The following is a 15180-nucleotide window of genomic DNA, read 5'->3' as shown; positions in this document are numbered from 1 at the left end:
GCATCAGCCGAGAATCCCCGGCAGATCCAAGCCCTTCTCCTTCGCGCAGTCCAGCGCGATCTCATACCCGGCATCGGCATGTCGCATCACGCCCGTCGCCGGGTCGTTCCACAACACGCGCGCGATGCGCTTGGCCGCCGCTTCGGTGCCGTCGCAGACGATCACCATGCCGCTGTGCTGCGAGAAGCCCATGCCGACGCCGCCGCCGTGGTGCAGCGACACCCAGGTGGCGCCGCTGGCGGTGTTGAGCAGGGCGTTGAGCAGCGGCCAGTCCGAGACCGCGTCGGAGCCGTCGCGCATGGCTTCGGTTTCGCGGTTGGGCGAGGCGACGCTGCCGCTGTCCAGGTGATCGCGGCCAATCACCACCGGCGCCTTCAGTTCGCCGTTGGCGACCATTTCGTTGAAGGCCATGCCCAGCCGGTCACGGTCGCCCAGGCCGACCCAGCAGATGCGTGCGGGCAGGCCCTGGAACTTGATCTTCTCGGCGGCCATGTCCAGCCAGCGGTGCAGGTGCGGGTTGTCCGGAATCAGTTCCTTGACCTTGGCATCGGTCTTGGCGATGTCTTCCGGGTCGCCACTGAGTGCGGCCCAGCGGAACGGGCCGATGCCGCGGCAGAACAGCGGGCGGATGTAGGCGGGCACGAAGCCGGGGAAGTCGAAGGCATCTTCAACGCCTTCTTCCAACGCCATCTGGCGCAGGTTGTTGCCGTAGTCCACGGTCGGCACGCCCAGGGCATGGAAGGCGAGCATGGCGCGGATGTGGTTGGCCATCGACGCGCGCGCGGCGGCTTCCACTTCCTTCGGGGCGGACACGCGCTTGTCGTCCCACTGTTCCACCGTCCAGTCCTGCGGCAGATAGCCGTTGACCGGGTCGTGCGCGGAGGTCTGGTCGGTCAGCAGGTCCGGCTTGACCCCGCGCAGCAGCAGCTCGTCCAGCACGTCGGCGACATTGCCCAGCAGGCCTACCGACAGCGGCTTCTTGGCCGTGCACGATTCCTCGATCAGGCGCAGTGCTTCATCCAGGTTGTCGGTCCAGGTGTCCAGGTAGCCGGTGCGCAGGCGCATCTCGATGCTGCTCTTGCGGCATTCCACTGCCAGGCACGAGGCGCCGGCCATCACCGCGGCCAGCGGCTGCGCGCCGCCCATGCCGCCCAGGCCACCGGTGAACAGCCACTTGCCGGCCAGGCTGCCGTTGTAGTGCTGGCGGCCCATTTCCACGAAGGTTTCGTAGGTGCCCTGCACGATGCCCTGCGCGCCGATGTAGATCCAGCTGCCGGCGGTCATCTGGCCGTACATCGCCAGGCCCTTCTTGTCCAGCTCGTTGAAGTGGTCCCAGTTGGCCCAGCGCGGCACCAGGTTGGAGTTGGCGATCAGTACGCGCGGTGCGTCCACGTGGGTGCGGAACACACCCACCGGCTTGCCCGACTGCACCAGCAGGGTCTGGTCATCGTCCAGCCGCGTGAGCGTCTCCACGATGGCATCGAAGCTCTCCCAGTCGCGTGCGGCGCGGCCGATGCCGCCGTATACCACCAGTTCCTGCGGGCGCTCGGCGACGTCCGGGTGCAGGTTGTTCATCAGCATGCGCAGCGGCGCTTCGGTCAGCCAGCTCTTGGCGGTGAGCGTGGTGCCGGTCGGCGCGATGATGGTGCGGGACGGGTCATTGCGGGTCATGCGGCGCTCCGGTTCGTAGCGAATGCAAGGCAGGCGTTGAGCACCTGCGCCAGGGTGTGGCGCAACGGTGCGGCGTGGTCGGGGTCGAGCGGGGTGGGCCAGCTGTGTTCGTCCACCTGGTCCGGTGCGGGTTCGTGCAGGTAGCCACGGCAGGCCAGCTCCATCTGCAGGCTGTGCACGCCGGCGGGAATGTCGCTGTAGTGGCGGGTGATCCAGCCGCCCTTGAAGCGGCCGTTGCGTACGTGGGACAGGCTGCTGATCTTCAGCAGGTTCTCCACCACGTCGCTGAGCGTGTTGTCGCAGGACGTATCGACCGCGCCGGAGGGGCCAGCCGTGCCCAGATTGAACTGCGGCAGCTCGCCATCGAACAGGTGCGGGATATGCGAACGGATCGAATGCGCGTCGTATACCACCACGGTGCCGTGGCGCGCGCGCAGGCGGGCGATCTGCGCGGTGAGGGCGTCGTGGTAGGGCGCGAAATACGTGTCGCGACGGCGCGCGATCTCCGCCGCATCCGGTTCGTGGCCGGCGCGGTACAGCGGCTGGTTGTCGAAGGTGGTCAGCGGGCACAGGCCGGTGGTGTTCTGGCCCGGGTACAGCGACACGCCGCTGGGGTCGCGATTGACGTCGATCACCGAACGCGAGACCGCCGTGCGCACCGTGGTGGCGCCCATGCCGCGGGCGAACTCGTACAGTTCGTGCACCCACCAGTCGGCGTCGCGGCGGGCCAGCCACGGCGACACGAAGTGCTCGGCCAGTTCGTCGGGAAGCTCACTGCCGGTATGCGGGAAGCTGACGATCAACGGCGCGTCGCCTTCGTGTACCTGCAGCCATTCCGGGGCGGTGTTCATGCCAGCGGCTCCACCTGCGGCAGCACGTCGGCCAGGCCCTCGGCCAGCGCACCGCTGCGCACCAGCGCGGTGGCGGCCAGCATGTCCGGGTGGAAGTAACGGTCGTCCTGCAGGGTCGGCACCTGCGCGCGCAGGCGCTGGCGCACCGCTTCCAGCGCGTCGCTGGAGCGCAGGCCGCTGTGGAAGTCGCAGCCCTGGGCGGCGGCCAGCAGTTCGATGCCGACCACGTTGGCGGCATTCTCGGCCATCGCCAGCAGGCGGCGTGCACCGTGCGCGGCCATCGACACATGGTCTTCCTGGTTGGCCGAGGTCGGGATCGAATCGACGCTGGCCGGGTAGGCGCGCTGCTTGTTCTCCGAGACCAGCGCGGCAGCGGTCACCTGCGGAATCATGAAGCCCGAATTCAAGCCCGGCTTGGGGGTGAGGAAGGCGGGCAGGCCGGACAGCGCCGGGTCGACCAGCATCGCGGTGCGGCGCTCGCTGATCGAGCCGATTTCGCAGATGGCCATGGCCAGCATGTCGGCGGCGAAGGCCACCGGCTCGGCGTGGAAGTTGCCGCCGCTCAGCGCTTCGTTGGTGTCGGTGAACACCAGTGGATTGTCGGACACGCCGTTGGCTTCGATCGCCAGCGTGGTGGCGGCCTGGCGCATCACGTCGTACGCGGCGCCCATCACCTGCGGCTGGCAGCGCAGGCAGTACGGGTCCTGCACGCGCACGTCGTTGTCGCGATGCGATTCGCGGATGGCCGAACCCTGCATCAGCGTGCGCAGGGTGGCGGCGGTGGCGATCTGCCCGCGCTGGCCGCGGATGCTGTGGATGCGCGGGTCGAACGGGGTATCCGAGCCCTTGGCGGCTTCCACCGACAGCGCGCCGGTGACCAGCGCGGCCTGGAACACGGTGGTGATCGCAAACAGGCCCGCCAGCGCATACGCGGTGGAGTACTGGGTGCCATTGAGCAGGGCCAGGCCCTCCTTGGCGCCCAGCACCAGCGGGGCCAGGCCGAGCTGCTGCAATGCCTGCGCGGCCGGCAGGCGTTCGCCGCCGACGAAGGCTTCGCCGACACCGATCATCACGCTGGCCAGGTGCGACAGCGGGGCCAGATCGCCCGACGCGCCCACCGAGCCCTGGCACGGAATCACCGGCACGATGTCGTGTTGCAGGAAGGCTTCCAGCAGGGCCAGCGTTTCCGGGCGGATGCCCGAGGCGCCCTGGGCCAGGCTGGCCAGCTTGAGCGCCATCATCAGCCGCACCACCGGCGCCGGCATCGGCTCGCCCACGCCGGCCGCGTGCGAGAGCACGATATTGCGCTGCAGGGTTTCCAGGTCCTCGCGCTCGATGCGCACGCTGGCCAGCTTGCCGAAGCCGGTATTGATGCCGTACACCGGCTCCCCCTTGGCGACGATCGCCGCCACGGTCTGCGCGCTGCGCAGCACCGCGTCGGCCGAAGCCGGGTCCAGGCGCACGCGGGCACCGTCGTGGATCGCGCGCCATTGCGCCAGCGTCACTGCGCCGGGGCGCAGGGTCAGGGTCGTGCTCATGGAATCTCCAGACATCTCAGGGTTCAGGCGGGAAGGCCGCGCATCACGCGCGCGTGCAGCGGGTTGAAGCCCATGCGGTAGACCAGGTCGGCGGGTGCCTCGATCTCCCACAGGGCCAGATTGCAGTCCAGTCCAACCGCCAGCCGGCCGATCCGGTCATGCCGGCCCAGCGCACGCGCCGCTTCCACGGTGAAGCCGGCGATGCACTCCTCCACGGTCAGGCGGAACAGGGTGGCGGCCATGTTCATCGCCAGCAGCGGGCTGGTCAGCGGCGACGTTCCCGGATTGCTGTCGGTGGCCAACGCCAGCGGCACGCCGGCCGCGCGTAGTGCCGCGATCGGGGGCAGGGTGGTGTCGCGGGTGAAATAGAACGCGCCGGGCAGCAGCACGGCCACGGTGCCGGCCGCGCGCATCGCGGCGATGCCGTCGGCGTCCAGGTGTTCGATATGGTCGGCGGAGAGCGCGCCGTGGCGCGCGGCCAGCGCCGCACCGTGCTGGTTGCTCAGCTGCTCGGCATGGATCTTGATGGCCAGCCCGTGCTGCTGGGCCGCCACAAAGACCTGCTCGGCCTGTGCGGTGCTGAAGGCGATGTTCTCGCAGAACACATCCACCGCTTCGGCCAGGCCCTGCGCGGCCACCGCCGGAATCATCACGTTGCAGACTTCGTCGATGTACTCCTGCGCCTCGCGCCCGGGCGGAATCGCATGCGCGCCAAGGAAGGTCGGCACGATCTCCACCGCGCGCAGCCGGCCCAGTTCACGTGCCACGCGCAGTTGCTTGCTCTCATCGTCCAGGCTCAGCCCGTAACCGGATTTGATCTCGACGGTGGTGATGCCTTCGGCCAGCATCGCATCCAGGCGCGGCAGGCTGGTGGCGATCAGTTCCGCTTCGCTGGCGGCGCGGGTGGCACGCACGGTGGAGACGATGCCACCGCCGGCGCGGGCGATATCGGCATAGCTCACGCCCTGCAGGCGTTGCTCGAATTCCCCGGCGCGGTTGCCGGCATAGACCAGATGGGTATGGCAGTCGATCAGGCCGGGGCTGATCCAGCGCCCGGCGCAGTCGATGCGCTGCGCCGGTTGCAGGTGCGCGTCCGAGCCGGCGGCGCCAACGTGGACGATGCGGCCATCGGTAGCGGCAATCACGCCATCGCGGATCACGCCCAGGCCGGGGCCATCGACGGTGATCAGGTGGGCGTGGTACCAGAGGGTGTCAACGTGCATGGCAGCAACCACATCGGCTTATATGTCTATACAATATAGGCGCCACTTCCGGGATGTCCAGTGATGCCAGCCAACCCTGCCGCTGCGGTGAACCCACCGCTCGTTTTCCACGCCGCCCATGCGCTGCTGCCACAGGGCTGGGCCCGCGATGTGCGCATTGTCTGCGCCGGCGGCCAGTTGGCCGAGGTCAGCGCCGGGGTGCCTGCGCAGCCGGGCGACACCGCGCTGGCGATCGCCGTGCCGGGCCTGGGCAACCTGCACAGCCACGCCTTCCAGCGCGGCATGGCCGGGCTGACCGAGGTGGGTGGGCGTAGCGGCGACAGCTTCTGGAGCTGGCGCGAGCTGATGTACCGCTTCCTGGCCCACCTGCAGCCCGAGGCGGTGCAGGCCATCGCCGAGCAGGCCTATGTGGAGATGTTGGAATCGGGCTTCACCCGGGTTGGCGAGTTCCACTACCTGCACCACGCCGCCGATGGTGCGCCGTATGCCAATCGTGCCGAGATGGCCGAGCGTATCGCCGCCGCCGCCCAGGGCAGTGGCATCGGCCTGACCCTGCTGCCGGTGTTCTACGCGCATGCCGATTTCGGCGGTGCCGCGCCCAACCCGGCGCAGCGCCGGCTTATCCACGACGTGGACGGTTTCGCCGCGCTGCTGCAGGGCTGCACCCGCGCGCTGCAGGGCATGGACGACGCCGTACTCGGCATGGCCCCGCACAGCCTGCGCGCGGTGACCGGTGAGGAACTGGCCGCGTTGCTGCCGCTCAACGCCGGCCCGGTGCACATCCACATCGCCGAGCAGACCCGCGAGGTCGATGCCTGCGTGGCCTGGAGCGGCTTGCGCCCGGTGCAATGGCTGTACGAGCATGCCGCGGTGGATGCGCGCTGGTGTCTGGTGCATGCCACCCACATCACCCCTGCGGAAATGCAGCAGATGGTGGCCAGTGGCGCGGTGGCCGGGTTGTGCCCGATCACCGAAGCCAACCTCGGCGACGGGCTGTTCCCGATGCAGGCGTTCGCCCGCGCGGGTGGCCGTTTCGGGGTGGGCTCGGATTCCAACGTGCTGATCGACGCGGCCGAAGAACTGCGCCTGCTCGAGTACGGCCAGCGCCTGCAGTTGCGCGGGCGCAACGTGCTGGCCAATGATGACAGCCAATCCAGCGGGCGCTGGTTGTACGAGCAGGCCCTGCTCGGCGGCGCGCAGGCGCTGGGCGTGGGCAGTGGCCTGCAGGTGGGCGCGCCGGCCGACGTGGTCGAACTGGACCCCAACCACCCGGCGCTGATCGCCCGCGATGGCGACGCCTTGCTTGACAGCTGGCTGTTCGCTGCACGTAATGGTGCGGTGCGATCGGTGTGGCGCAATGCGCGCGCGCTGGTCCGCGACGGCCGCCACCTGCAGCGTGATGCGGTGGCGGCGCGGTTCGCCGCCGCCCTGCGCCAGCTGCTGGCCGCCTGAGTGCCCACACCCCCCAGCCAGGAACCCCCCGTGGGCAGTAAATCCGTCACCCTCAACCAGCGCATCCGCGCCGACCTGGAAAGCCGCATCCTCAGTGGGGAATGGCCGCCGGGGTTTCGTATTCCCTACGAACACGAGTTGATGGGGCAGTACAGTTGCTCGCGGATGACGGTGAACAAGGTGCTCACCGCGCTGGCCGAGAGCGGCATGATCGAGCGCCGTCGCCGCGCCGGCTCCTTCGTGGCGCGGCAACCGCCGCACCTGGAGCAGGTGGCACTGGAGATTCCCGATATCGCCATGGCCGTGGCGGCGCGTGGCCATGTGTACGGCTACCAGCTGCTGGAACGCGCGTACCGGGCGCCGCGTGCGCAGGCCGCCGAGGAAATGGCGCTGTCGGCCGGCGAGAAACTGCTGGCCATCCGCTGCCTGCACCGTGCCGATGGCCGTCCGTTCGCGCTGGAGCATCGCCTGATCAGCCCGGTAGGGGTGCCGGAGGTGCTGGAGGTGGATTTCGAAACCACCGCGCCGGGCAGCTGGTTGCTGCAGAACGTGTCCTGGACGCGCGCCCAGCACCGCATCAGCGCGTGGGGCGCCGACGAGGCCGCCGCCACCCTGCTGGAGGTCAAGCCGGGCACCGCCTGCCTGGTGATCGACCGCCTCACCTGGCGCGGCGAACAGCCCATCACCTGCGTGCGGCAGATGTTCCTGGGCGATGCCTGGGACCTGGTGGCCCGCTTCGCGCCCGGCGCGCGCTGAACCTCAGAGCGTGGCGCACTGGCGCCAGCGCACCGGTTCGTCGGTGCCCGGGCGTGGGTTGAGCTGGATGCGCACCGTGCGCAGGGCCGGGTAGCGCTTCACCTCGGCGCAGATCTTCGGCCACACCGTTTCGATCTCGTCACTACGGTTCACCGACAACGTCTGCCGGGTCAGCCAGAACGCGCTGAGCACGCCGGGCTGGGTGGCCAGGTTGCGGGTGAGTTCTTTCTGGTAACGCGCCAGCGTCGCCGGGTCCGGGTCGGCCTCGCTGCCAGCGATGGTGGGCGCGTTCGCGGTAACCGGGGGCTTGGCGGCAGGCGCTTCGGCGGGCGCCGCCACCTCGGCAACGGGGGCCGGCGGGGCCTCGATTGCTACAGCGACCGGCGCCGCAGATGCCGTCACCGGCGCGGCCAGGGGGGGTGCCGACGAGGTGTCGTCCAATCGCGAGGTGAGGTAGCCCATGCCCACGAGCAGGCCCAGGGTCAGCGACCCCAACGCTGCAATCGAGATGCGCCGGATCGCCTCACGGCGCGCTTCGTTCTTTACCCGCGCTTCCAGGTCGCCGGGCAGGTAGGGCTGCAGCAGCGGCCATAGCAGGTGGCCGTCCAGCACTTCCACCGTTTGCTTCTCGGCGGCCACGCGGCCATCGCGCTCAACCCGGCCTTCGGTGATCAGGATGCCGCCGCGGGCCCCGGCCAAGCGCGCGGCCGCGCCCAGTTCGTTCACCGCCGCCGTGCCGATCCGGTAGGCACGGCCGTGCTTGCACGACACCAGCCAGCGTTGCTGCTGGGGAGTGCTCATCAGGAAATCGCTACGCGGCTCGCGGCTGTCGTCCGCCTCGCCGGGCACATCCTGCAGCCCGCGCTGCTCGCGCATGGCGCGGCGCACGATCTCGGAGAAATCGCGCCAGTGCATGCCGGCCAAGGCATTGAGCCCCAGTCGGGTCTCCTTGCGACGGCGTTTCACCAGCCAGAAGTAGGCGGCGGCCAAGGACCACACAACGAGGGCCAGCAGAAGAGCCAGAATCCAGGAGAACATTGAGATGCTAGATGGTGAACAGGGAGTGCGACAGACAGTTTATATGCGCCCGCGAGCCTCTGCGGGGTGTCGTTTTCGCACGGCGCCGGTGCGGGTCGCGCTGTCGGTGACGCAGTTCTCATTTCGTGTCGTGCAGGCGGCTTCGCCGAGCCCGGATCGCGCCCACAAAAAACCCGCCAATCCAGAGCCGTGAGGGGAGGGAACAAACGGCGATGAACGGATTGGCGGGTCGATTCCGATTGTCAACAAAGTTGTGTTGCTTTGCAACAATCGAGGCGGCCGATCAGGCCCGCCGGGTCAGGGTGCCGATCCCGGCGACTGATGCGTGCCCGGGCTGGGGTCGGCATTGGGCGAGGCGTTGCGGGCCTCGGCGCGGTTGAGGCGGGTGGTCAGCGCATCAATACGGGCATTCAGCGCGGCTACGTCTTCGGCGGTGGGGATGTGCAGGCGCTTGAGCACGCCTTGGACCCGGTCATCGAAGGCCTTCTCCACCTTGTCCCAGGTGCCGGAGGCCTTGTCGCGGGCCTCGCCAAGGTGCTCTTCGACATTGTCACGCCAGCGTGGGGCATCGCCGGCCTGTTCGCGGTTACGCGCCTCGATGGTTTCGCCTTCCTTGACCAGGTTGTCGAACACGCGGCTACCTTCGGCCTGGGCGCGACCAAACGCGCCGAGCCCGGCGAGCCATACCTGCTGCGCCGAATCGGTCAGCTTGCGCGAGAAACGCTCGGCCTGGTCCTGCAGCGAGGGCTTGTCGCCAGGGCTGCGCTCATCAAAGTCGTCTTGTGAAGTCATGGGGCGATCCTGTGGATGGACACGCCCCCGATCCTAATCAGCCACATCGTTGCACGGCGTGATGGCCGGTACCGTGGTGGGGGCAGGGTTCAGCCCAGCTTTTCCTGCAGCACGCGCTGGATCTCGCTCTCGACCATGCCCTTCATGGCCGACAGCAGGAAGCCCAGCTTGGCGGTCACGTGGACCTGGCCCGGCTCCAGTGCGATCGCGCCATCCACGCCGGAGCCGTTGAAGTTCAGCACCTCGCCGGCCCAGCTGCTCTGCAGGCCGAAGCGGTCGGCCAACTTGGCGGCCACTTCTTCGATGGCCTGGCGGGCCCCTTCAGCGGGCAGGGCATGGGCGTGGCGGATATCAATGCTGGACATGTGCGCTCCTGGCGGGCGGCGGCGGGGAAAGGGCGTGCATTGTGCGCATCATCGGCCACAACTCCAAGGACTGCGTCACAGTTCTTCTTCGATGACATGCAACCTGATAGGCTTTCGCCGCGTGCAGAACCTGCTAGTTCACTTCACCCAGCGCCAACACCCCGACCAGCCCCTGCGGCACGGGGTGCAACGGATCGTGCGCCACGCCTCGGGCACGGTCCGGCTCAGCGACGACAATGTCGGCAACCTGTTGCTGGCGCAGTTCTGCCTGGACGACCGCGGCCTGTGGCTGCAGGTTGCCAACGGCATCCGCGGCATCCACGTCAACGGCCGCCCGGTGCGGCGCATGGCGCTGCTGCGCGCCGGCGATGCGGTCTACGCCGATGGCATGGAGATGCTGATCCAGGGCGACTGCGAGGCCCTCATCCAGGCGCCGTCGCGCAGCGATGATCGCGGCGAAGAGCCGCGCCTGCTGCGCGGGGTCGGCGGCCAGCACCACGGCCGCAGCTTCACCCTGGACCGCCCGCGCATCATCGGGCGCAGCGCCGAGGCCGATATCGTCATCGACGATCCGGCCTTCGCCGAACAGCATGCGCGGCTGGAACTGCATGGCGAGCGCGTGCTGCTGCGCGACCTCGGCGCGGGCGAGTCAACCCGGGTCAACGGGGTGGTGGTACGCCATTGCTGGCTGCAGCCCGGCGACCAACTCGTGTTCGACGCCCAGCACCGCTTCGTGCTGGAAGTGCCGCACGATGGCCGCCAGCGCATCGTCAGCGAAGACGAGGACGACCTGCTCGACCTGCCCACACCTGCCGACACCGCGCCGAAGCCGCGCCGCGTCAGCCGGTGGCCGTGGCTGCTGGCCAGCGCGCTGCTGCTGGCCGCTGCGATCAGCGGGCTGCTCTGGTTCGGCGCGCGATAGATTCGAATGCAACCAAATTGGCCTTGTCCTGCAAGGCCTAAAGCCTGGTGCGCTGCGGCATACTAGGGGTCTTGCCCCATAGGTGTGACATGACGCGCGCGTTCAATTTCAGTGCCGGCCCTGCAACCCTGCCGGAATCGGTCCTGCGCCAGGCGCAGGAAGAAATGTTGGAGTGGAACGGCGCAGGCGCCTCCATTGTCGAAATGAGCCACCGTGGCCCGGAATTCATGTCCGTGGCCGCCCAGGCCGATGCCGACCTGCGCCGCCTGATCGGCATTCCCGACGACTACGCCGTGCTGTTCCTGGCCGGCGGTGCCACCACCCAGCAGGCGCTGCTGGCGCTCAATTTCGCCCAGCCCGGGCAGACCGTGGACTACGTGCTCACCGGCCACTGGGGCAAGACCGCGATCAAGCAGGTCAGCCCCTACGTCAACGTCAATATCGCCGCCAGCAGTGAAGCCAACGGCTTCCATGACATCCCGGCGCGCGACAGTTGGCGGTTGTCCGACGATGCCGCCTACGTGCACATCACCGCCAACGAGACCATCCACGGCGTCGAATTCCGCGACACCCCGGACGTCGGCAGCGTGCCGCTGTTCGCCGATTTCAGCTCGTCCATCGCCAGTGAACCGCTGGATGTCAGCAAGTTCGGCCTGATCTACGCCGGTGCGCAGAAAAACCTCGGCCCGGTCGGCGTCTCGGTGGTCATCGTGCGCCGCGAGCTGCTTGAGCGCAGCGGCCAGCCGCGCGCGGACATCTTCAATTACCGCTCGCATGTGGCCCGCGACTCCATGCTCAACACCCCGCCCACCTGGAACTGGTACCTGGCCGGGCTGGTGTTCCAGTGGATGCTGGCCGAAGGCGGTGTGGCCGAATTCGCGCGGCGCAACGCAGCCAAGTCGGCCCTGGTCTACCAGGCCATCGACCAGTCGTGCGGCTTCTACCGCAACGACGTGGTGGCCGCGGCACGCTCGCGCATGAACATTCCGTTCTTCCTGCCCGACGACACGCTCAACGCGCGCTTCGTCAGTGAATCCAAGGCGGCCGGCCTGCTGGCGCTGAAGGGCCACGCGGCGGTCGGCGGCATCCGTGCCTCGCTGTACAACGCCATGCCGGTGGAGGGCGCGCAGGCGCTGGCCGCCTTCATGGCCGACTTCCAGCAGCGCCACGGCTGAGTTTTCTCGTTTTTACTGGGGCCCGGTGCCCCACTGCAATTGGAACCCCAGATGGCCACCAAACCTGCCAAGCCCAAGGCCAGCGCCGCCAAGCCCGTCAAGGCTGCAAAACCTGCCAAGGCCGCGTCCACCAAGGCCGTGCCGGCCAAGCGTGAGGCCGTGCCGGCCACCGCCGCCCCGGTGCTGTCGGACGTGCGCGCCAAGATCGACCACATCGACCGCAGCATCCAGGCGCTGATCGCCGAGCGCGCCAACTTCGCCCACCAGGTCGGCAAGGCCAAGGGCAAGCTAGCCGCCGCCGTGGACTACTACCGCCCCGAGCGCGAAGCGCAGGTGCTGCGCATGGTGGTGGACCGCAACGAAGGCCCGCTCAGCGATGAAGTGCTGGTGCACGTGTACCGCGAAATCATGTCGGCCTGCCTGGCCCAGCAGGAGCCGTTGAAGATCGGCTACCTCGGCCCGGAAGGCACCTTCAGCCAGCAGGCCGTGCTCAAGCACTTCGGTCGCTCGGCGTTGGGCCTGCCGCTGGCCAGCATCGAAGAAGTGTTCCAGGAAGTGGAAGCGGGCAACGCCGATTTCGGCGTGGTGCCGGTGGAGAACTCCGGGCAGGGCACCATCCAGATCACCCTGGACATGTTCCTCACTTCCAACCTGAAGATCTGCGGTGAAGTGGAGCTGCGCGTGCAGCAGTTCCTGATGTCGCGCAGTGGCCGGCTGGACGATGTCGAACGCGTCTACGGCCACCCGCAGTCGTTCATGCAGACCTCCTCGTGGCTGCGCGCCAACCTGCCCAAGGCCGAGAAGATCCCGGTCTCCTCCAACGCCGAAGGCGCACGCCGCGCGCGCAACGCCGATGACGCTGCTGCGATCGGTGGCGAGAGTGCAGGGCACGTGTACGGCCTGAAGAAGGTGGTCACCAAGCCGATCCAGAACGATGCCGACAACACCACCCGTTTCCTGGTGGTGGGCCGCAGCTTCTTCCCCACCTCCGGGCACGACCGCACCTCGGTGCTGGTGTTCATCCACGACAAGCCCGGCGCGCTGTTCGACGTGCTCAGCCCGTTCGCACGGCATGGCATCAGCATGAACCGCATCGAATCGCGGCCCTCGCACAACGCCAAGTGGGAATACGGCTTCTTCATCGACCTGGCCGGCCACATCGATGACCCCGCCATGCAGTCGGCGCTGGCCGAGCTGGAAGCGCACTCGGCGCAGATCAAGGTGCTTGGCTCCTACCCGGTCGCCGTGCCCTGACTGAGCGCCCGCGCGGCCTGCACGGTGCAGGCCGCGCCACTCCTCCCTACCGTTTCAGCGCCGCCGCTGCGGCTGCCACAGGACTACCGATGACCGCTACGCCGTACTGGATCGCCCACAAGGGCCAGCCCCTGCAGGGCACGTTGAGCATTCCCGGCGACAAATCCATCTCGCACCGCTCGGTGATGTTTGCCGCGCTGGCCGACGGCGTCTCGCACATCGATGGCTTCCTGGAAGGCGAGGACACCCGCGCCACCGCAGCGATCTTCGCCCAGCTCGGCGTGCGTATCGACACCCCGTCGCCGTCGCAGCGCGTGGTCCATGGCGTCGGCGTGGATGGCCTGCAGGCACCGTCGGCCCCGCTGGATTGCGGCAACGCCGGCACCGGCATGCGCCTGCTCGCCGGCCTGCTCGCCGCGCAGCCGTTTGATAGCGTGATGGTCGGCGATGCATCCTTGTCGGGCCGGCCGATGCGCCGCGTCACCGGCCCGCTGGCGCTGATGGGCGCGAAGATCGACACCGAGGCCGACGGCACCCCGCCGTTGCGCGTGCACGGTGGGCAAACACTGCACGGCATCGACTTCGCCTCGCCGGTGGCCAGTGCCCAGGTCAAATCCGCAGTGCTGCTGGCCGGCCTGTATGCCGACGGCGAAACCAGCGTGACCGAGCCGCACCCCACCCGCGATTACAGCGAACGCATGCTGCACGCGTTCGGCGTGGACATCAGCTTCTCGCCCGGCAAGGCCCGCCTGCGCGGCGGCCAGCGCCTGCGCGCCACCGACATCGCGGTACCGGCCGATTTCTCCTCGGCCGCGTTCTTCCTGGTCGCCGCCAGCATCATTCCCGGCTCCGCACTGCGCCTGCGCGCGGTCGGCCTCAACCCGCGCCGCACCGGCCTGCTGGCTGCGCTGCGCCTGATGGGCGCGGACATCGGCGAAGAGAACCATGCCGAGCAGGGCGGCGAAGCCGTCGCCGACCTGGTGGTGCGCTACGCACCGCTGCACGGCGCGGAGATTCCCGAAGCGCTGGTGCCGGACATGATCGACGAGTTCCCGGCCCTGTTCGTTGCCGCCGCTGCTGCCCAGGGCAACACCGTGGTGCGTGGCGCGGCCGAGCTGCGGGTCAAGGAATCCGACCGCCTGGCCGCGATGGCCACCGGCCTGCGCACGCTGGGCGTGCAGGTGGATGAAACCGACGACGGCGCCACCATCCACGGCGGCAGCGTGCTCGGCAGCGGCACCATCGAAAGCCACGGCGACCACCGCATCGCGATGGCCTTCGCCATTGCCGGCCAGCTCAGCAGCGGCGAAGTACGGGTCAACGACATCGCCAACGTCGCCACCTCGTTCCCGGATTTCGACGGCCTGTCCACCGGCGCCGGCTTCGGCCTGCGCGCCGGCTGAAAATCCGCCTGCGCACCGGCCGAAAAATCGGCGTGTGCACCGGCCAAAAAGGTAGAGCCGAGCCATGCTCGGCTACTCCTGAACCGCTAATCGCACAAAAAAAACGGAGGCCACTGGCCTCCGTTTTTCGTTACTCAATCCACGCGAAAACTCAACGCCCGGTACGGAAATCCACCGGCACGCGCACCACACTCGCCACCGCACGGCCGTCATGCATGGCCGGCTCGAACTCCCACGTACGCACCGTGCTCAACACCGCACGATCCAGGTCGCGGTCACGCGAGCCGCTGCGCTGCACGATATTGGCATCGGTCACCTGGCCACGCGGGTCCACGTTGAGGCTGGCCACCACGCCGCCCTGCACACCGCTACGCAGCGCCGCAGCCGGATAGGCCGGCTTGGCATTGCTGGCCAGCGGGCGCGCCTCGCGGTTGCGCACGGCCACCGGCGCGCTCTTGCGCGGGGTCGTGGCGGTGGCGGTCTGGCGTGCCTGCGGGGCGGGGGTGGCGGCCATCGGTGCGGTTTCCGTCGCCGGCAGCATGCGCTGGCCCACCGGGGCGCTGGCGGTGTCCTCCGGGTTGGCGTAGCGCAGCCACACCAGTGCGGCGGCGAACATCGCCACGATCAACGCCATCCACAACCACGGCGAGCTGCCGGTGCGGGTCGGTTCGTCGGTGATATCGCGCGGTTCCTGCGGCGCGGCGTGCATGTCCGGGGCATGGGTAACACTCATGGCTGAC

Annotated in this window: 14 protein-coding genes; 6 read left to right on the top strand and 8 right to left on the bottom strand. The window is 68.6% G+C overall.

Going from position 1 to position 15180, the window contains the following annotated elements; all coding sequences use genetic code 11:
* Nucleotides 1-3: 3 nt before the first annotated feature.
* The 4 genes from hutU to hutI are packed head-to-tail and all read right to left on the bottom strand — an operon-like array spanning nucleotide 4 to nucleotide 5283.
* Nucleotides 4-1671: a urocanate hydratase gene (gene hutU / locus AC3IPM_RS11680; protein ID WP_489300008.1), complete on the bottom strand. Its 1668-nt coding sequence runs from the start codon at nucleotides 1669-1671 to the stop codon at nucleotides 4-6.
* Entirely contained in the window at nucleotides 1668-2522 is an 855-nt protein-coding gene (hutG, locus tag AC3IPM_RS11675) for an N-formylglutamate deformylase (protein WP_489300007.1), read from the bottom strand. Before hutG ends, hutU begins: the two co-directional genes overlap by 4 nt.
* Nucleotides 2519-4060 (bottom strand): histidine ammonia-lyase, encoded by a 1542-nt coding sequence (gene hutH / locus AC3IPM_RS11670; RefSeq protein WP_489300006.1) that lies wholly within the window; start codon nucleotides 4058-4060, stop codon nucleotides 2519-2521. Before hutH ends, hutG begins: the two co-directional genes overlap by 4 nt.
* A gap of 23 nt (nucleotides 4061-4083) precedes the next feature.
* Complete coding sequence (gene hutI / locus AC3IPM_RS11665) at nucleotides 4084-5283, bottom strand: imidazolonepropionase (RefSeq protein WP_489300005.1); 1200 nt, start codon at nucleotides 5281-5283, stop codon at nucleotides 4084-4086.
* A 63-nt stretch (nucleotides 5284-5346) separates the two neighbouring features.
* Here hutI and AC3IPM_RS11660 point away from each other — a divergent pair, with 63 nt between their 5' ends.
* Together AC3IPM_RS11660 and hutC are read left to right on the top strand one after the other, a co-directional pair.
* On the top strand, nucleotides 5347-6735 hold the full coding sequence (locus tag AC3IPM_RS11660; RefSeq protein WP_489300004.1) for a formimidoylglutamate deiminase: 1389 nt from the start codon (nucleotides 5347-5349) through the stop codon (nucleotides 6733-6735).
* A 30-nt stretch (nucleotides 6736-6765) separates the two neighbouring features.
* Entirely contained in the window at nucleotides 6766-7491 is a 726-nt protein-coding gene (hutC, locus tag AC3IPM_RS11655) for a histidine utilization transcriptional repressor HutC (RefSeq protein ID WP_489300003.1), read from the top strand.
* A 3-nt stretch (nucleotides 7492-7494) separates the two neighbouring features.
* On the opposite strand, the gene AC3IPM_RS11650 is transcribed toward hutC, so the two are convergent.
* From AC3IPM_RS11650 to AC3IPM_RS11640, 3 genes are all read right to left on the bottom strand, one after another.
* Nucleotides 7495-8529, bottom strand: a complete 1035-nt coding sequence (locus AC3IPM_RS11650; RefSeq protein WP_489300002.1) for a restriction endonuclease — start codon at nucleotides 8527-8529, stop codon at nucleotides 7495-7497.
* A 297-nt stretch (nucleotides 8530-8826) separates the two neighbouring features.
* On the bottom strand, nucleotides 8827-9321 hold the full coding sequence (locus AC3IPM_RS11645) for a phasin family protein (protein WP_489300001.1): 495 nt from the start codon (nucleotides 9319-9321) through the stop codon (nucleotides 8827-8829).
* A gap of 89 nt (nucleotides 9322-9410) precedes the next feature.
* Nucleotides 9411-9686, bottom strand: coding sequence for a polyhydroxyalkanoic acid system family protein (locus AC3IPM_RS11640; RefSeq protein ID WP_489300000.1), 276 nt, complete (start codon nucleotides 9684-9686; stop codon nucleotides 9411-9413).
* A 121-nt stretch (nucleotides 9687-9807) separates the two neighbouring features.
* Here AC3IPM_RS11640 and AC3IPM_RS11635 point away from each other — a divergent pair, with 121 nt between their 5' ends.
* The 4 genes from AC3IPM_RS11635 (at nucleotide 9808) to aroA (ending at nucleotide 14440) form a co-directional block, all read left to right on the top strand.
* Nucleotides 9808-10608 (top strand): FHA domain-containing protein, encoded by an 801-nt coding sequence (locus AC3IPM_RS11635; RefSeq protein WP_489299999.1) that lies wholly within the window; start codon nucleotides 9808-9810, stop codon nucleotides 10606-10608.
* An 89-nt stretch (nucleotides 10609-10697) separates the two neighbouring features.
* Entirely contained in the window at nucleotides 10698-11783 is a 1086-nt protein-coding gene (gene serC / locus AC3IPM_RS11630; protein WP_489299998.1) for a 3-phosphoserine/phosphohydroxythreonine transaminase, read from the top strand.
* 51 nt (nucleotides 11784-11834) lie between these two features.
* Complete coding sequence (gene pheA, locus AC3IPM_RS11625; protein ID WP_489299997.1) at nucleotides 11835-13037, top strand: prephenate dehydratase; 1203 nt, start codon at nucleotides 11835-11837, stop codon at nucleotides 13035-13037.
* 89 nt (nucleotides 13038-13126) lie between these two features.
* On the top strand, nucleotides 13127-14440 hold the full coding sequence (gene aroA, locus AC3IPM_RS11620; protein ID WP_489299996.1) for a 3-phosphoshikimate 1-carboxyvinyltransferase: 1314 nt from the start codon (nucleotides 13127-13129) through the stop codon (nucleotides 14438-14440).
* 151 nt (nucleotides 14441-14591) lie between these two features.
* Here aroA and AC3IPM_RS11615 read toward each other — a convergent pair whose 3' ends face one another.
* Nucleotides 14592-15173, bottom strand: a complete 582-nt coding sequence (locus AC3IPM_RS11615; RefSeq protein WP_489299995.1) for an energy transducer TonB — start codon at nucleotides 15171-15173, stop codon at nucleotides 14592-14594.
* Between the last annotated feature and the right edge of the window lie 7 nt (nucleotides 15174-15180).

This window comes from Stenotrophomonas sp. GL_111, assembly GCF_057835245.1.
This window is presented reverse-complemented; position numbering and strand designations above follow the sequence as displayed.